This is a genomic window from Qipengyuania sp. (assembly GCF_965277845.1).
Taxonomy (GTDB): Bacteria; Pseudomonadota; Alphaproteobacteria; order Sphingomonadales; family Sphingomonadaceae; genus Qipengyuania.
Genome location: NZ_OZ255844.1, coordinates 958,829 through 975,918 on the forward strand (window position 1 = coordinate 958,829; position 17,090 = coordinate 975,918).

At 64.1% G+C, this 17,090-nt stretch carries 17 protein-coding genes and 1 tRNA gene; 5 read left to right on the forward strand and 13 right to left on the reverse strand.

The features are described from left to right. Positions 1 to 14 precede the first annotated feature (14 nt). From ACQY4G_RS04700 to pepN, 8 genes are all read right to left on the reverse strand, one after another. A complete protein-coding gene (locus ACQY4G_RS04700; protein ID WP_421993354.1) occupies positions 15 to 629 on the reverse strand; it encodes an OmpA family protein in 615 nt (204 codons plus the stop codon). Between the two features lies 1 nt (position 630). Then, positions 631 to 2,484 (reverse strand): cation:proton antiporter, encoded by a 1,854-nt coding sequence (locus tag ACQY4G_RS04705; protein WP_067691871.1) that lies wholly within the window; start codon positions 2,482 to 2,484, stop codon positions 631 to 633. A 104-nt stretch (positions 2,485 to 2,588) separates the two neighbouring features. Then, positions 2,589 to 3,119 carry an adenine phosphoribosyltransferase gene (locus ACQY4G_RS04710; RefSeq protein WP_291179106.1) on the reverse strand — a complete coding sequence of 177 codons (531 nt, stop codon included), beginning with the start codon at positions 3,117 to 3,119 and terminating at the stop codon, positions 2,589 to 2,591. Between the two features lie 81 nt (positions 3,120 to 3,200). After that, positions 3,201 to 4,052, reverse strand: coding sequence for a cytochrome c1 (locus ACQY4G_RS04715; protein ID WP_067691877.1), 852 nt, complete (start codon positions 4,050 to 4,052; stop codon positions 3,201 to 3,203). An 18-nt stretch (positions 4,053 to 4,070) separates the two neighbouring features. Further along, complete coding sequence (locus ACQY4G_RS04720) at positions 4,071 to 5,366, reverse strand: cytochrome b (protein ID WP_421993356.1); 1,296 nt, start codon at positions 5,364 to 5,366, stop codon at positions 4,071 to 4,073. A gap of 23 nt (positions 5,367 to 5,389) precedes the next feature. Further along, the gene (gene petA, locus ACQY4G_RS04725) at positions 5,390 to 5,962 is read right to left on the reverse strand and encodes a ubiquinol-cytochrome c reductase iron-sulfur subunit (protein ID WP_421993358.1); all 573 of its coding nucleotides are present in this window, start codon (positions 5,960 to 5,962) and stop codon (positions 5,390 to 5,392) included. A gap of 243 nt (positions 5,963 to 6,205) precedes the next feature. After that, positions 6,206 to 6,868, reverse strand: a complete 663-nt coding sequence (gene pgeF / locus ACQY4G_RS04730; RefSeq protein WP_421993360.1) for a peptidoglycan editing factor PgeF — start codon at positions 6,866 to 6,868, stop codon at positions 6,206 to 6,208. 7 nt (positions 6,869 to 6,875) lie between these two features. Then, a complete protein-coding gene (pepN, locus tag ACQY4G_RS04735) occupies positions 6,876 to 9,527 on the reverse strand; it encodes an aminopeptidase N (RefSeq protein WP_421993362.1) in 2,652 nt (883 codons plus the stop codon). 42 nt (positions 9,528 to 9,569) lie between these two features. Here pepN and ACQY4G_RS04740 point away from each other — a divergent pair, with 42 nt between their 5' ends. Next, on the forward strand, positions 9,570 to 10,355 hold the full coding sequence (locus ACQY4G_RS04740; RefSeq protein ID WP_421993364.1) for an SDR family NAD(P)-dependent oxidoreductase: 786 nt from the start codon (positions 9,570 to 9,572) through the stop codon (positions 10,353 to 10,355). Here ACQY4G_RS04740 and ACQY4G_RS04745 read toward each other — a convergent pair. Beyond that, positions 10,339 to 11,283 (reverse strand): DMT family transporter, encoded by a 945-nt coding sequence (locus ACQY4G_RS04745; RefSeq protein ID WP_421993366.1) that lies wholly within the window; start codon positions 11,281 to 11,283, stop codon positions 10,339 to 10,341. The two genes, ACQY4G_RS04740 and ACQY4G_RS04745, sit on opposite strands and share 17 nt — an antisense overlap. After that, positions 11,280 to 12,275: a threonine aldolase family protein gene (locus tag ACQY4G_RS04750; protein WP_421993368.1), complete on the reverse strand. Its 996-nt coding sequence runs from the start codon at positions 12,273 to 12,275 to the stop codon at positions 11,280 to 11,282. The genes ACQY4G_RS04745 and ACQY4G_RS04750 overlap by 4 nt, the downstream gene beginning before the upstream one ends. Before the next feature lie 55 nt (positions 12,276 to 12,330). On the opposite strand from ACQY4G_RS04750, the gene ACQY4G_RS04755 reads away from it, so the two are divergent. Continuing rightward, the gene (locus ACQY4G_RS04755; protein ID WP_291179129.1) at positions 12,331 to 12,627 is read left to right on the forward strand and encodes a GNAT family N-acetyltransferase; all 297 of its coding nucleotides are present in this window, start codon (positions 12,331 to 12,333) and stop codon (positions 12,625 to 12,627) included. Here ACQY4G_RS04755 and ACQY4G_RS04760 read toward each other — a convergent pair. Together ACQY4G_RS04760 and ACQY4G_RS04765 are read right to left on the reverse strand one after the other, a co-directional pair. Continuing rightward, complete coding sequence (locus ACQY4G_RS04760) at positions 12,624 to 14,156, reverse strand: PH domain-containing protein (protein WP_421993370.1); 1,533 nt, start codon at positions 14,154 to 14,156, stop codon at positions 12,624 to 12,626. The two genes, ACQY4G_RS04755 and ACQY4G_RS04760, sit on opposite strands and share 4 nt — an antisense overlap. Beyond that, a complete protein-coding gene (locus ACQY4G_RS04765; RefSeq protein ID WP_421993372.1) occupies positions 14,153 to 14,620 on the reverse strand; it encodes a PH domain-containing protein in 468 nt (155 codons plus the stop codon). The genes ACQY4G_RS04760 and ACQY4G_RS04765 overlap by 4 nt, the downstream gene beginning before the upstream one ends. A gap of 89 nt (positions 14,621 to 14,709) precedes the next feature. On the opposite strand from ACQY4G_RS04765, the gene ACQY4G_RS04770 reads away from it, so the two are divergent. Continuing rightward, positions 14,710 to 15,606, forward strand: coding sequence for an SDR family oxidoreductase (locus tag ACQY4G_RS04770; RefSeq protein ID WP_421993374.1), 897 nt, complete (start codon positions 14,710 to 14,712; stop codon positions 15,604 to 15,606). A 299-nt stretch (positions 15,607 to 15,905) separates the two neighbouring features. Here the strand turns inward: ACQY4G_RS04770 and ACQY4G_RS04775 are convergent. Beyond that, positions 15,906 to 15,980 (reverse strand) — tRNA-Thr (locus tag ACQY4G_RS04775). 132 nt (positions 15,981 to 16,112) lie between these two features. Here ACQY4G_RS04775 and ACQY4G_RS04780 point away from each other — a divergent pair. Continuing rightward, positions 16,113 to 16,235, forward strand: a complete 123-nt coding sequence (locus tag ACQY4G_RS04780) for a hypothetical protein (protein ID WP_421993376.1) — start codon at positions 16,113 to 16,115, stop codon at positions 16,233 to 16,235. Positions 16,236 to 16,403: 168 nt separating this feature from the next. Continuing rightward, positions 16,404 to 17,090, forward strand: a complete 687-nt coding sequence (gpmA, locus tag ACQY4G_RS04785) for a 2,3-diphosphoglycerate-dependent phosphoglycerate mutase (RefSeq protein ID WP_291168255.1) — start codon at positions 16,404 to 16,406, stop codon at positions 17,088 to 17,090.

Below are 17,090 nucleotides of genomic sequence, written 5' to 3' on the forward strand. Positions count from 1 at the left end.
CGGGCGTCAACACGCTATTCGTCGGGTTCGTCATCTTCCTTCGAGCCCCCTTCCGCGGACGAGGCCAAGCTTTCGGCAAGGGTCGGCTGTTCGGGCGGTGCCGGCCTCGCCTCACTGCGAACTTCGATCTCGACACGGCGGTTGGCGGCCCTGCCTTCCTCATTGGGCGATCCGTCGGGCAGGGCATTGGGCGCGACCGGATTCTGCTCGCCGAAAGCGATGACCCGGATGCGATTCTCGGCGACACCGTTTTCGACGAGCCAGTCGCGAACTGCCTCCGCGCGCGCTTGCGAGGCCCGCAAATTTCCCTGATCGCTGCCACCGCTGTCGGTATGACCGCGCAGGATTATGGCCCCGGCCTCCTCGATCTGCGGAGAGGCCAGAACCGTTGCCAGTTCGGCCAGCGCCTCTTCGGTAAGCTCGGCGCCCTCGGGAAAGAGAATCCGCGTTTCAAGCGTGCCGAGCTCCGTCAGTTCCTCGATCGGCTCGACCTGGAACTCGGGGCGGAAAATCGACCGTGTTTCTCCGGGCGCGTCCTCCGCCGGTGTCGGACCGCTGGTGTCTTCGCACGCGCCCAGCAAGAGCATAGTGCCAGCGAGCGCGAGAGTGAAAGTTGTGCGTTGCGTCATGTCATGCCCCCTGTTCCGAGGTCTTATTGCGCTTGCGATCGCGCTTGGCGGCCGCGTCCTGCGCGGTGCGTTCCTGTGGCGGGGCGAAGCTGACGACGATATCTCCCGCCCTCGGTTCGGGCCGGGCCGCATGCGTGAAGAAGCGCAGCGTGCCGTTTTCGCGCACGAGTAGCAACATCGATGCCGCATCCGGAAGCCGCTCTTGCGCTGCTTCGAAGTCGAATTCCTCCGACAGCTTGGTCTTGCGGAATACCCAGCCGCGCGCGAGCCGCTCGTTCACGTCTTCCACGCCGAAGCCCGAATCGAACAGTGCACGGCCGCGGATGCTGCTGGGCAGCGCGTGGCGATCGTCGTCGTCGACCGCATCGCCCAGCTGGAAGACCGTGTCTCGCCCGATTTCATAGGCGAATTCATTGCAGACTAGCGCGTTATAGGCCTCGTTTTCGGTCGCGGCGACGAGGACGGAATAGGGCGTCAGATCGAGATTGTGTTCGGTCGCCTCGTTGAGGATTTCGCCATGGTAGAAAGGCAGTCCCTTCTGCCGCGCGAGCGCTAGCCGCTGCCAGCTCGAATCTACCACCATGACCGGCGACTTGAGTTCTTTCATCATCAGCGCGAGCGAGATCGTCCAGGGAGTGCTGCCGACGATGAGCACGCCGGGTCGGTTGCTGCCTTTGAGATTCAGCAAACGCGCGACGAGATCGATCGTGAAACCGTGCGCGACTATCGTGACAACGACCACGGCGAAGCTCAGCCCGATCAGGGCCGTTCCGTCATAGCCGATATCCTCGAGCCGCAGCGCGAACAGGCCCGAAATCGCCACCAGCACGATCCCGCGCGGCGCGATCCATGCGAGGAACAGCCGTTCGTTCCACGGCACCGAACTCCCGAGGAGGCTGAGAAGGATCGTCGCTGGTCGCACGAGGAAGAGCAGCGCCAGCAGGAACAGGCCGAAATTCCAGTTGAGATAAGCGAGTTCCTCGAATTCGAGGCTCGCCGACAGCAGGATGAAGATGCCGGCGATGAGCAAAACCGCGATGTTTTGCTTGAAGGGGTGGATGCTCCTGAGCGAGGTGATGTTCATATTGGCCAGCGCCACGCCCATGACGGTGACGGCCACCAGCCCGGCCTCGTGCTCGATCTGGTTCGACAGCACGAAGACGACGATCACCGAGGTCAGCAACACCGGGACTTTGAGATATTCGGGAATGGCCCCGCGCGGAAAGGCCCATGCGATCGCGGCAGCCGCGACATAGCCGATCAGGCCGGCGACAATGGCGGCGATGACCAGCGGCGGGACCACTTCGATCAAGCCCGAACCCGGTGCTTCGGCCACTTTGCGGAAGTATTCGTAGGAAACGACCGCGAACAGCGCACCGATCGGGTCGTTGACGATCGCTTCCCACTTCAGGATCGCGGCCGGACGCGTCTTGACGGATGACTGGCGTAGCAGCGGCATGACGACGGTAGGACCCGTCACCACCAGGATGCCTGCGAACAGGATCGCCACGGGCCATTCGAGCCCGCCGATCGAATGCGCCGCAAAGGCACCCAGCACCCAGGCGATGGGCCCGCCGAGCAAGACGAGCCGCCACACTCCGTCGCCCGCATGCCGCAATTCGCGAAAGTCGAGGCTAAGACCGCCTTCGAAAAGGATCAGCGCCACGCCGATGGCAATCATCGGATCGAGCAGTTCGCCGAAAGCGTGTTCGGGATCGAACAGGCCGAGTACGGGTCCGGCAAGGAACCCGGCGGCCAGCATCAGCACGATGGCCGGCCAGCCCGTTCGCCAGGCCAGCCACTGGGCGCCGATGCCCAGCATGCCGACCATCGCGATGACTAGTGTCTGTTCCATGCCCCTCTCTGGCTGCGCGATCGCTCGCAAGTCAGCGCGCCATCCCGGACGCGACTCCTATAAATGCCCGAGACTGCGAATATATCCAGTCCCGGGGGGTGCCGTCACTCGCCCTCGAACGCCATCAGCGCCCGAACCTCGACCGATTGCCCGGCCAGTTTCTTGTTGCCGCCGAGATCGGGCAGGTCGATTGCGAAGGCCGCACGGTCTACCCTTGCGCCCGCTTTGCGAAGCAACTTGGTCGCAGCCAGAGCCGTGCCGCCCGTGGCGAGCAGGTCGTCCACGATGGCGACCTTCTGGCCGTCGGAAACCGCTGCCGGGTCCATCTCCAGCCGGTCGAGACCGTATTCCAGTTCGTAATCGACCCCGATGACCGTGCAGGGCAATTTGCCCTCCTTGCGGATCGGCAGAAAGGGAAGGCCGAGCCGAGCCGCCACTGCCGCGCCGAAGATGAAGCCGCGCGCTTCCATTCCGGCAATCGCGTCGGCGCCCTCGACTTCGCCGGCCAGCCATTCGACCGAGGCGGCGAATCCCCGGCCGTGGCCGAGCAGCGTGGTGATATCGCGAAACTGGATACCCGTCTTGGGAAAGTCGGGAATCGTCCTGACCAGCGCCTTGAGCTCCTCGGGCGTCATCGTCACTCCCCCTTCCGAATCGAAACGCCCCTTGCATCGCGGGGATGCAAGGGGCGCGTATCATCTAATCACGAGACCGGTTCAGTCTTTCTTGCGTTTCGCCGCAGCCCAGATCTGCTTCTTGGACAGATAGGCAAGGACAGTCGCGAACAGCACGAATATCAGGACCGGCCAGCCCGTCTGCTTGCGCTCGATCATGGTCGGTTCGGCAGTCCAGGCCAGGAAGGCAGCTACGTCGATCGACATCTGTTCGATCGTGGCTTCGGTCCCGTCGTCATAGGTAACCTGACCGTCGATTGAAATCGGGGGGGCCATGGCGAGGTTGAGGTTGGGGAAATACGGGTTGTGATAAAGGCCCGGTCCCGGTGCCGCTTCCGGATGTTCTGCGAGCAATTCGGCCGACGGCTCCTGATAACCTGCCAGCAGCGAGGCGACGTAGTTCACGCCATCGCCGCGCGCCTTGGTCATCAGAGAAAGATCCGGCGGAATGGCGTTGTTGTTCGCCGCTGCGGCCGCGACATTGTTGGGATAGGGCGACGGGAAGTAATCGGTCGGGAGGCCCGGGCGCGTTGTCGCTTCGCCCGTGTTCGGATCGATACCCGGCACCTGCTTCGACGCGGCGAAGGCCTTCACCTGGCCTTCGTCATAGCCGATCTGCTCGAGATTCCGGAACGCGACGTATTTCAGGCTGTGGCAGGCCGCGCAGACTTCGTCGTAGACCTTGAAGCCACGCTGCAGCTGCTGGATGTCCCATTTGCCGAACGGGCCTTCGAAGGAAAACTCGAAGTCACGCGGCTTTTCGTAGGGCAGATGCCCGGCCGGTTCCTCGGTCGCGGCGGCATAGGCACCGATAACGAAGGAATAGAGCGCGATAAGGGCGAAGCCGAGGCCGATCAGGATGGCGACAAGGCGAACGCTGAGAAGTTTGGTCATTTTCTGTCTCGTTCTCGCTTAGACGGCCGGCTTTGCGTTTTCGCCGAGCACCGCCTGCTTGTCTTCGCCAAGCACGGCTTCGGTAATCGAATAGGGTAGCGGTTCGGGCTTCTCCACCTGGCCGACGATCGGCAGGATCACCAGGAAGTGGAGGAAGTAGTAGGCCGTCGCGATCTGGCTGAGCATCACATAGGGCTCTTCCGCCGGCGCGCCGCCGCAGATGAACAGAACGATCATCGCCGGGATCAGGCCGAACCAGAAGAACTTGCGGAACAGCGGGCGGTAATGGCCGCTGCGCACGGGCGACCTGTCGAGCCAGGGCAGGAAGAACCAGATCAGGATGGAGCCGAACATCGCGATCACGCCGAGCAGCTTGGCAGGGATGAACAGGAAGTCGACGGTAAAGGCGCGCAGGATCGCGTAGAACGGCCAGAAATACCATTCCGGAACAATGTGCGCCGGGGTCGAAAGCGGGTTCGCTTCGATATAATTGTCCGGGTGCCCCAACGCGTTGGGCAGGAAGAACACCATGGCGAAGAAGAACAGCAGCGCGATGCCGAGGCCGAAGCCGTCCTTCGCCGTGTAATAGGGGTGGAAGGGCAGCGTGTCGCTTTCCTGCTTCACTTCGACACCGGTCGGGTTCGAGGACCCCGGAATGTGCAGCGCCCAGATGTGCAGGATCACAACGCCCGCAATCACGAAGGGCAGCAGGAAGTGCAGGCTGAAGAAGCGGTTCAGCGCAGCGTTGTCGGGAGCGAAGCCGCCGAGCAGCCAGATCTGGATCGGCTCACCTACGAGCGGAATCGCACCGAACAGGCCGGTGATGACCTTGGCACCCCAGAAGCTCATCTGCCCCCAGGGCAGGACGTAACCCATGAAGGCGGTGGCCATCATGAGCAAGAAGATGACGACGCCCAATAGCCAGATCATCTCGCGGGGGGCCTTGTACGAGCTGTAGAAGAGGCCGCGGAAGATGTGCAGATAGACGACGATGAAGAAGAAGCTCGCGCCGTTGGCGTGAGCGTAGCGCATCAGCCAGCCCCAGTTTACGTTGCGCATGATGTGCTCGGTCGTAGCGAACGCGACCTGCGCGTTGGCCGCGTAATGCATCGCCAGCACGACGCCGGTAATGATCTGCAACACCAGGAAGAATCCGGCGAGAACGCCGAAATTCCAGAAGTAGGACAGGTTGCGCGGCACCGGATATCCGGCACCGATGGCGTTGTAGACGAGGCGCGGCAGCGGCAGTTTCTCGTCGAGGAACTTCATGACCGGAGTGGTCGGGGTGTATTCCTTGGCCCAGGGAAAGCTCATCGTATCGTCTCTTCTCTCTAAGCTCAGCCGACGCGGATGACGGTGTCCGAGGTGAACTCGTATTCCGGCACTTCGAGATTGGTCGGCGCCGGGCCCTTGATGATGCGGCCGGCGGTGTCGTAATGCGAGCCGTGGCAGGGGCAGAAATAGCCGCCGAATTCGCCCTTTACCTCGCCTTCGGCAGCGCCCAGCGGCACGCAACCGAGATGGGTGCAGACGCCCATGGTAACGAGCATGTCCTCGCGGCCTTCCTTGGTTCGGTCGGCGAGCGTTTCGGGATCTCGCAGCGTACTGACCGGGCGCGCATTGGCGGCAGCGATCTCTTCGGCCGTCAGGCGGCGGATGAACAGCGGCTGCTTGCGGAACACGGCCTTGATCGCCTGACCCGGCTCGACCGCCGAGACATCGACTTCGGTCGTGCTGGCGGCGAGGACGTCCTGCGAAGGCGCCATCTGGCTGATGAGGGGGTAGAGTACCGCGAGGCCGCCGATACCGGCGGCACTGACTGCAGCGATGTCGAGGAAATCGCGACGGCGGATACCGTCTTCGGTTTCGCCTGCCGTTTCGGGAGTTGCGGTTGCAGCGGTCTCTGCCATCAGCGCTTTGCCTTGCCTGCCTTGTACCTGCGCCTCAACCCGAAAGGGCATATCGGCACGATGAGCCAAATCATGGCCGGACATTCTGGAAAGCCGGTGCGCGCATTCGACGAAAGCTGCACGAAAGCCCCCGGTGTGCCCGGTTTGGAGGCGCCTCTAGCGGCTATGCGACAGGTTGCCAACCGCCATTTTGGCAAGCCTTGTGCACTCCGATGCAATCAGCACGCGGTCGAGGAGCCCGGATCAGGCCGCAAGTCCGATCAGGCTCGACTGACGTCCCGTCGTATTCTCACCGCGATGGGTCGCCCGCCGATAGGAGAAGAAGCGGTCGGGCTGCGTATATGTATCTTCTTCAAGATCCTGGACCTGCTCGACCCCTGCGTCGCGCAGGCGTTTCGCAACATAGGCTGGCAGGTCGAACTGGTAATGACCTTCGCGCCCGGACGCGAAGAAATGCGCGTCCTCGACGTCGAACTGCTTGCGAAAAAGCTCATCGACCTCGTAGCTCGCCTGCGCGATCGTCGGCCCGATCGCTGCGCGGATACGCTCGGGCCGTGCACCGAGCGAAATCATCGCCGCGACCGTGTTCTCGAGTATGCCGGCGTGCGCTCCACGCCACCCGGCATGCGCTGAACCGATCACGGCAGCGATCGGATCGGCAAGCAGGACCGGAGCACAATCGGCGGTGACTATCGTCAGCACCACGCCGCGCCGGTCGGTGACCAGAGCATCGCCCTCGGGCGGGTCCTGCCACGGACCCGTCGCGATGAGCGCTTTGTTCGAATGCACCTGTTTCAACCGCACGCGGGGCGCGTCAGGCAGGATATCCTCGCCCTCGCGCCCCGCCGCGGTCGAGAAACCATGCGGCACACCATCCAGCACGTCCGCCTGAAGGGAAGCCTCCATCGCGACCTTACCCGAGCGAGCGCGTGACCTGTTCGAAGGTATCGCGCGAGAGTTTGGGTGCCTGGGCAATGCGTTCGAGCGCTTCGCGCATCAGCTTGGCGCGCCCTTCCTCGATCCGCCGCCAGCGTCCCAGCGGCGGAACGAAGCGCGCGGCGGTTTGGGCATTGATCGGATCGAGCTCGAGGATCAGATCGGCAATCATCCGGTAGCCCTCGCCATCGGCCGCATGGAACGCGGCCGGATTGGCCGCAAAGGCCATGTAGAGCGAGCGCACGCGGTTGGGATTCTTGAGCGTGAAATCGGGATGGTCGCGCAGCGCCTTCACATGCTCGATGGCCTGTGGATGTAGCGAGCTGGCCTGCAGCGCGAACCACTTGTCGATCACCAGCGCATTTCCCTGATAGCGATCGTAGAAATCGATCAGCTTGCCGGTCCGCTCGGCGCTGTCGAGGCCCGCGAGTACCATCAGCGCGCCCTGCCGGTCGGTCATATTGTCCGCGCGTTCATACTGGTGCGCAGCAAGCTCGGCCGCCTTGGCCGGATCGCCGGCGGCGGCGTAGGCGAGCACCAGCGTCTTGACCTTGCGGGCACCCTTCGCCCCGGCCTCGAGAGAGAAGGGCACCTTTTCCGCCCGGTCGTATAGCGCGTGAAACTGTTCCGAGAGGCGCTTGCCCAGATCGGCCTTCAACGCCTCGCGTTCCGCATGGATCAGACCCGGATCGGCAACCAGCATCCGCTCTGCGATATAGGTCTGGCCCGGCATGGCCATGAGTTCACCGCGCATCAGATCGTCGAGCTGGTCGTCCTCGATCACGGATTGCATCGCCTGCGCGATATCGGAACGCGCGGCCTGGCGATCATTGTCGCCGAGATCGCCCGAGACGGCGGCCACCAAATGCCCGGTCATCAGCTCCTGCATGGCCTCGTAGCGCGCAAAGGGATCGTCGTCCTTCGCCGCGAGGAACACGAGCTCCTCGCGCGAGACCTCGCGATCGATCGAGACCGGCGCGGAGAAGGTCCGATTGATCGAAAGGGCAGGCTTGTCGGCAAAGCCATCGAAAGTGAATTCGGCGGTGTCCTTGTCCAGTACGACCAATCGTTCGCCGGAGTGCGTGCCGCTTTCGCGGTCGATCAGCGCGAGCTTGAGCGGGATCGGCATGGGCGCCTTGTCCGGCTGGCCGGGTGTAGGGGGGACGGTCTGCGTGAGTGTGAGCCTGGCGGTGTCGCCTTCGTGATCGAGTTCCACGGCCACCTTCGGCGTTCCGGCCTGCGAATACCAGCGCCGGAATTGGGTAAGGTCGAGGCCCGCGCCGTCTTCGATCGCCTTGACGAAATCCTCGCAGGTCGCCGCCTCGCCGTCATGGCGCTCGAAATAGAGATCGGTGCCTTTCCGGAAGGCCTCCTCGCCCGCCATGGTGCGCATCATGCGGATCACCTCGGCGCCCTTGTTGTAGACGGTCGCGGTGTAGAAATTGCTGATCTCGCGATAGGAATCGGGGCGGATCGGATGCGCTAGCGGGCCCGAATCCTCGGGGAACTGAATGCCGCGAAGCACGCGCACGTCCTCGATCCGTTTGACCGGCTCGCTGCCCATGTCGGCGCTGAACAGCTGGTCGCGCAGCACGGTGAAGCCTTCCTTGAGGCTCAGCTGGAACCAGTCGCGGCAGGTGATGCGATTGCCCGACCAGTTGTGGAAATACTCGTGCCCGATAACGCCTTCCACACCGTCGTAATCGCCATCGGTGGCGGTTTCGGGGTCGGCGAGCACATACTTCGTGTTGAAGACGTTGAGTCCCTTGTTCTCCATCGCGCCCATGTTGAAATCGCTGACGGCGACGATGTTGAACAGGTCGAGATCGTATTCGCGGCCGAAGACCTCCTCGTCCCACTTCATCGAGCGTTTGAGGCTTTCCATGGCGTGTTCGGTGCGATCGAGGTCGCCCTCGCGCACCCAGACGTTGAGTTCGACCTCGCGCCCGCTCATGGTAGTAAAGTTGTCGCTGCGTGCGACCAGGTCGCCCGCCACCAGCGCGAAGAGATAGGATGGCTTGGGCCAGGGATCGTGCCATTCGGCCCAATGCGTATCGCCGTCCCCGCCCTCGCCGGTCTTGTTACCATTGCACAGCAGCACCGGAAACTGCGCCTTGGGACCGCTCATCCGCACGGTATAGGTACTCAGCACATCCGGCCGGTCGGGAAAGAAGGTGATCCGGCGGAAGCCCTCGGCCTCGCACTGCGTGCACAGCATGCCGCCCGACGCATAGAGGCCCATGAGCTGCGAGTTGGCGCTCGGGTCGATTTCGGTCTCGATGCCGATCTCGTGCGCCTCGCCCGGTAGTGTCAGCACCAGATCGTCACCGTCCATGACCCAACTCTGCGACGGCTCGCCATCGACCATGACCACGGTCGCCGCGATCCCGTCGCCGTCGAGACGGATCGTCGGCGAGGGCTCGGCCTTGGCATTGCGCGCAACCGTCAGTGTCGAGCGCACGCGCGTGCAATCGATCCCGAGTTCGAAGTCGAGCCGCGTCTCCGACACGATCCAGGGAAAGGGCTTATAATCCTCGCGCCTGATCTCGGGCGGATCCTTGGGCTGCATTGCTGCATCGGCCATTTCCGGGTTGCCGTCGGGATTGGAGGGCGTGCGCGCGATATCCATGGTTTTCCTGTCAATTGCGGGATCACCGGCTAATACGCTCCGATGGCCCGATTGTTCATCTTCGGTCTCGGCTACACGGCGGGGCGTTTTGCGCAAGAGATGCGTGGCCGCGGCTGGCATGTGGATGCAACGGGTAGCGCGGGCAATCTCGACTTTTCCGACGCGGACGCGGTGGGCGCAGCACTGGCCGACGCGAGCCACGTGCTAAGCTCGGTCCCGCCATCGGACGGCAGCGATGCGGTATTGGATGAATACGGCGACGCGCTTAGCCACAAATGGCTCGGCTACCTCTCCTCCACCGGTGTCTATGGCGACGCGCAAGGCGCGTGGGTCGACGAATCATCGCCCATTGGAGGCGGCAGGCGCACGGCCCGAGCGCAGTGCGATGCGCGCTGGCTCGACGTAGGCGCGCGCGTGTTCCGCCTTCCCGGCATATACGGCCCAGGGCGAAGCGCGCTGGAGCGGGTCGAGGCGGACAAGGCGCACCGGATCGATCTGCCGGGGCAGGTCTTCAGCCGCGTGCATGTCGATGATATCGTCGCGGGCGTCGTGGCAGCGATCGAAACCGATGCGCCGCCGGGGCCCTACAATCTATCCGACGATCTCCCGACCAGCCAGAACGCCGTGATCGAGGAGGCCTGCCGCCTGCTCGGCATCGCGCCGCCGCCGTTGCAGTCCATCGAGGAAGCCAACCTTTCGCCGATGGCGCGCGGTTTCTATGCGGAGAACCGCCGCGTCGCAAACGGCAAGGCCAAGCGCGTCCTCGGCTGGGCGCCGAGCTTTCCCACATATCGCGAAGGGCTCGCCGCGCTTAAGGCTCGGGCGTAGCGCGCCGTGGTGGGGCACTTGCGCGGCCGCGCATGGCAACGACCATGCCGACCAGCGTGATGACCGCACCCGCAGCGGGCAGCAGCCCCCATTCGAAGCCTTCGAACAGCGTCGAGAGCACCATTGCCACGATCGGCACGATGACCGAGCTGTAGGCTGCCTGCCCCGCCCCCACCTTGCGTACGAGGCCGTAATAGAGCGGAAAGGTGACGACCGAACCGGCGAGCCCCAGGTAGAGGATCCCAAGCGTATAGGATGGCCGGGGATCGAACTGCGGGGGTCCGTCTATCGCCAGGGCATAAGCGGTATTGATCGCCACACCCACGGTCATCGACCAGGCAAGCAGCGCGAGAAAGGGCTGCTTCTTCGCGCCGTCCATCGCCTGTGTGATATTGGCCGCGCTGGCCGACAGGATGCCGCCAACGGTCAGCGCCGCACCGAGCAAGACGTCCTCCAAAGTCGCGGGCGAGGAGCGCCATTCATGCGCGAAAAGCAAAGCGACGCCGAGCGCCGCGATCGCAGAGCCGAGCACGAAGGCGCCGGTGATCGGCTGGCCAAGGAAAATCCGCCCGAAGATCGCATTGGGCACGACGAGCAGTGCGAACATCACCGCGACCAGGCCCGAGGTAATGTAACCTTCGGCATTGTAGACGAAGCCGAAGTTGAGCGTGAATTGGAACAGGCCGAGCAGCAGCGCCCAGCGCAATCCGCCCCGCCCCAGATGCAGCGGCTCCCGGCGCAGCGCGGCGAGCGCGAACATGCCAAGCGCGGCGACCATGAAGCGATAGGAGATCGACCAGCTTGCCGGGACGCTGGCGATCTGGTCGCGGATCACCAGCCAGGTCCCGCCCCAGATCAGGCTGACCAACAGGAAGGCGGCGAAATTGCGCGGTGTGAACAGACTTTCCGCCTCGGCCGGCACCTTCATAATTCGGCAATCGCCTTCGCAAGGGCTACCGCATCCTCGTCGCGCGTGTTCCACGCAGTGACGAAACGTGCAGCATCCTCGCCCCAATCATAGAAGCCGAAGCCCTGGGAACGCAGCGTCTCGCGCTCCGAATTGGTGCAGTGCACGAACAATTCGTTGGCCTCGACCGGATGCATCAACCGTCCATTGCAGGCCCCGGCGATTTGCTGCGCGGCGGCATTGGCGTGGCGGGCATTCTCGAGCCAGACATCGCCATCGAGCATCGCATGAAGCTGCGCGGCAAGAAAGCGACCCTTCGACTGGAGGTGCCCTGCCCGCTTGCGCCGGTAGCGCGCGACATCGGCCAGCTGCTCGTCAAACAACACGATCGCCTCGGCACTCATCGCGCCGTTCTTGATGAATCCGAAGCTGAGCGCATCGACCGGTCCGGCCACCTGCGCCGGCGCACAGTCCAGAAACGCGGCCGCATTGGCGAACCGCGCGCCGTCCATGTGCAGGCCGAGCCCGCGCTCACGCGCCAGCTGGGCAATCACCGCCACTTCTGCAGGCCGGTAGCTGCGACCATATTCGCTCGCCTGCGTGATCGAGATTGCGTGCGGCTGGACCTGGTGAACGTCATCGCGGATCGGGTCGATCGCTGCGCGGATCGTCTCGGGCGTCAGCTTGGCACCCTCGCCCTTGGCCAGGATCAGCTTGGCGCCGTGCAGGTAGAACCCCGGCGCGCCGCACTCGTCCATTTCGATATGCGCCTCTTCATGGCACACAACCGCACCATGCGGCTGGACCATGGTGGCGAGCGCAAGGCAGTTCGCCGCCGTGCCGGTTGCCGCCCACAGCACCGCGCAAGGTTTGTCGAAAACCTGCGAAAACCGTTCGTCGAGCGCGGCGCTGAGCGCATCCCCATCATAAGGCGAATCGGGCGAATCCGCTGCTTTCAGCGCATCCCAGACGGCCGGGTGCACGGCGGCGGCATTGTCGGAAAGGAACTGCATCGGAACGCCCTTAACCGCCGGAGCATTGCTTGCACAGGAAGGAAAGCTGCAGCCGATGAAACCGGGCCAGATCGAAATCGAACGCCGCAACCAGGGCGACCATGGCGCATACCTCGCCAGGGACGGCGATGGCGCAGAATTGGGCAAGCTGACCTGGACACTGCGCGATGGCGCGCGCGATGCCGAACATACGATCGTACCACCGCAAATGCGCGGTCGCGGAATCGCCGCGCGTCTCGTCGACGCTCTGATAGAGGATGCGCGCAGCGACGGGTTCACCATCATCCCGAGCTGTTCCTACGTGGCAGCGCAGTTCGATCGCCACCCCGATTGGGCGGATTTGCGCGGCTAGGCCACGCTTCCGGCGTCGTCGACGACAGCGGAAAAATCCTGCTCGGCCATGCTGCTGAGCACCGCATCGCGAATCCGCCGGGCCTCGCTCAGCGGCAGGCCGCGGATGCGCAAGCGCCCTCCCGCCAGCCCAAACCGGAGATCGGCATAGCCGCGCAGCCGCGCGAGCGGATTGCGGACGATTTCGACCGACTGCAGCTTGTGGCGCGAGGCGATCGAGAGGTCCGGCGCGAACCAGCCCCGCCGCGTGTAAAGCTGCCGCTCGCCGAGCGCATGCCAGCCCCAGCGCCAGGCCAGAAACTCGTGCAACCCCATCCAGGTGCCGCCGATCAGTACCGGCAACAGTGCAAGAAATCCGCGGCCAAAGGCAAGGGCCACCGCCGAAATCGCGAGCATGAAGACAAATCCGATCAGGAAGTTGTCGATCCGGTAGGCGGGCATGGCGCGGCGCCATTCGACAGTCTCTTCGGGGAGCGCAAAGCCGGTTTCGGCGACGACCGGCGCAATCTCCTCCATCTGCGCGAAGGGCACCGCTTCGTGGTTGGCCGAGCCGCTGTCGCCGGCAAGGCTCACCACCTTGAGCGCATGCCAGCCGAACAGGCGCCGGACGAGGCCGGTCCTGACGCGCAGAGCCTGAACCCGATGCACCGGCATGACGAGATCGGTCCGCGTGATCATCCCGCGCCTTCGCCGCAGCCCCTTGTCGGTCCGCTCGAGCCGGAAGTTCCATTCGCGCAGCGCGGTGCGCACGATGCCGGTGACAACGCCGACCAGCAGGAGCGAGCCGACGGCGAATACGCCGCCGATAATCTGCGCGAGGAAGCCCATGCCCGCCAGCCATTGCTCCGGACCCGCCAGCTGCTCGCGCCACGCGTTCCAGTCCCACAGCTCGAAGGGCAGGAGGAAATCGAACTGGCTGACGAAGCCGGCCACGACCGCCACGACCGCGAGCGAGAATTCGAACAGGCCGAAGGTGACGACGCGCCGTGGCGACATGGCAAAGAGCAGCCGGCTGCTGTCCGTCGGTAAGGGTGTGTCCGGATCCGACGGCTGCAGCGTGGTCCCCTCGCGCCTGCTGCGGACCAGCTCGCGCAGGCGCTCGCCTTCGCTTTCGGGCAGATAGGCCAGCGTCAAATCGTCGCCGCCTCCTGCGCCGGTTTCGAACTTGACCTCGACCAGGCCGAACAGGCGCGGCACCACCTTCTGTTCGAGGCTGACGTCCTGGATGCGCTCATAGGGAACCGAGCGGGCCGCGCGCGACAGCACGCCGCTCTCGACCCGGATATCGGCTTCGCCCACCGCATAGGTCAGGCGGCTCCAGCGCAGATAGGCTAAGAGGATATTCGCCCCCACCACGGCGAGGACCAGCGGCAGGAAGAACACGATCAAATCGGCCAGATTGCCATCGTCGAGTATGGCGTATCCGCCGACCAGAATGGGCAGGACAAGCTGCGAAAGAAGCGAAACGGCGCGCACCGCGAAGGTGCGTGGATCGGTACGGCGCGGCGTGTGGTCGGCGCTCTCGCTCACCGCGTGTCGCGCCTGATCGCGGCGCGGATATCCTCGCGCATGGCGGTCGCGTCTTCATGCCTCAGCCCCGGCAAGGACACCGAAGCATTGTGCGTTCCTGCGGTATGCACGGTCAGGGTGGACAGTCCGAAGACCCGCTCGAGCGGCCCCTGGCCGACGTCGATATGCTGGACCCGACCGAAGGGGACGACCGTATCGGCGCGGAAGAAAATTCCGCGTACGACCCGCAGCCGTTCCTCCGCGAGCGAAAAGCCGGTCGCATGGTACCGCCGCAGCGGCACACGGATCAGCACATAACCGGTCAGCAGCAGCGCGGGAATCCACACCGCGCCGGTCCATCCCGGTATCGCCACCTCGGCAATCGTGGCCGCCGCGAGCACGACGAGCGCGGCAATCGCCAACTGCAGGCGCAGCATCGATTTGTATGCGGGGTCGAGCGGATTGAGGTCTTCGGCATCGTCCATAGCGTCGTAGCTAGGCAATACAGCCCGGTGATTCAATCTGGTATCGCGCCCTTCCTGCGCTATGCCGGAAGCCGAGAAAGGGGAGAGCGATGGATATTTCGAAACTGATGTTCCGCGACGGGCTGATGGAGGGCGAGCGGATCCTGGTTACCGGCGGGGGCACGGGCCTGGGACGCGAGATGGCCGAAGCCTTCCTCAAGCTTGGCGCCGAAGTGCATATCTGCGGGAGGCGGCAGGGCAAGCTCGACCAAGCCGCCATGGAGCTGGCCGACCGCCACGGCGGCACAGTCGTGGGCCATGCCTGCGACATTCGCGATCCCGATGCGATTCACGAAATGGTCGACGCGATCTGGAGGCACGGCCCGCTGACCGGCGTGGTCAACAATGCCGCAGGCAATTTCATCAGCCGCACCGAGGATCTGTCGGTCAATGGCTTCAACGCGATCAGCGACATCGTCTTTCGTGGCAGTTTCTACGTCACGCTCGATGTGGGCAAGCGGCTGATCGAGGAGGGTCGCAAGGCCAGTTTCCTGTCGATTCTCACCACCTGGATATGGAACGGCGGGCCTTTCGTGGTGCCTAGCGCGATGAGCAAGGCGGGTCTCAACGCGATGACGCAGAGCCTGGCGGTCGAATGGGGACGCTACGGCCTGCGCTTCAATGCCATCGCCCCGGGCCTGTTTCCCACGGACGGCATGAGCGCGCGCCTGTCGCCGGGAGGGCGCGGTGGCAATTCGCACGACGAGATGAATCCGATGGGCCGCCATGGCGAAATGCACGAAATCGCCAATCTCGCGGTGTTCCTGATGGGGCCGGGCGCGGATTGGGTGAACGGCCAGACGATCGCTATCGACGGCGGCGGCTTCCAGGCGCATGGCGGCAACTTCTACGCCGCGCTCAAGGACATGGGCGACGAGCAATGGGAAGCGATGCGCGCGATGATCAAGGGCACGAATGCCAAGGATAGGGCGGAGAGGAGTACGTAGTCTTCGCCGCGGATGCGGTTCTTGTTTAGCCTCGGTCGCCGGCGGCCGCGTCCGCGGCCTTAGGCTATCCTCGCTCATGCGACCTTGCGGTCGCGTCGCTGCGGGCGCGCAGTCGCGCTTGCCTCGCCTGACGGCTCGGAGACTATCGCAAACCCTCAGGGAGGCACGCGATCCGGGCCGAGATAGGCCCGGCAAGGGCGACCGCCCGCCCGCCGCGGGTGCAGCTTGCTGCACGCATAGCGAGGACGCGCCGACGGATGTCGGTGCGAAAAACAAGGAATCCATTTTTCTTCGAAAAATGGTGCTGCTGGGGAGGATTGAACTCCCGGCCTCACCCTTACCAAGGGTGCGCTCTACCACTGAGCTACAGCAGCACATGTCGCCGCGAGAAGGCTCGCGGGGTGGAGGCGGGCGCTATTGGCAGACATGGAGGATAAGTCAACCTCCGCTTGAGCCGCGCGGCAAAATTGGCGAAAGCTTGCGCCATGGGAAGCAAAAACGACAAAATGAGCCGCGAAGAACGCCTCGCTGCGAAACTTCGCGAGAACCTGCGCCGCCGCAAGGGCCAGGCACGCGAAATCCGCGAATCGGATGAGCAAGGTCTTTCCAAGGACGATGCAGGCGGCTAACGCGCCTTGCTCATTGTTTTTTCGCCAGCGCGAGGACCCGTGCCAGCCCACTCCCCCGCCCGGCCACCCATTCGAGGATAGTGCCGTGGGTGGCCGGGCGGGGGAGTGGGCCGGTGCAGCAAGGGACGGACGCAGGTCCGGACCGCACGCAACGAAAACGGAGTGCCAATGTCGAAGCTTATCCTCGTCCGTCACGGCCAGAGCGAGTGGAACCTCGCGAACCGCTTCACCGGCTGGTGGGATGTCGACCTGACCGAAAAAGGCGTGGCCGAAGCGCGCGAGGCCGGCGAGCTGATGAAAGCCAAGGGCGTGCTGCCCACCGTGTCCTTCACCAGCGTCCAGAAGCGCGCGATCAAGACGCTCAACATCGCTCTCGAGGCCTGCGACCGGTTGTGGATACCGGTCACGCGCGACTGGCGCCTCAACGAGCGCCACTATGGCGGGCTGACCGGTCTCAACAAGCAGGAAACCCGCGACAGGCACGGTGACGAGCAGGTGCATATCTGGCGCCGCAGCTTCGACGTGCCGCCGCCCGAGCTCGAACCGGGCAGCGAGTTCGACCTGTCCGGCGACCCGCGCTATGCCGGGATCGAGGTGCCGCGCACCGAAAGCCTCAAGCTCACGATCGAGCGCGTGCTGCCCTATTGGGAGGAAGCGATCCTCCCGCAGCTGGGCAAGGGCGAAACGGTGATCATTTCCGCCCACGGCAATTCGCTGCGCGCGCTGGTCAAGCATCTCTCGAACATCTCGGACGACGAGATCACCGGCCTCGAAATCCCGACCGGTCAACCCATCATCTACGAGTTCGACGGCACGCAGGTGTCGGGCGAGCGTTACTATCTGAAGGAAGCCTGA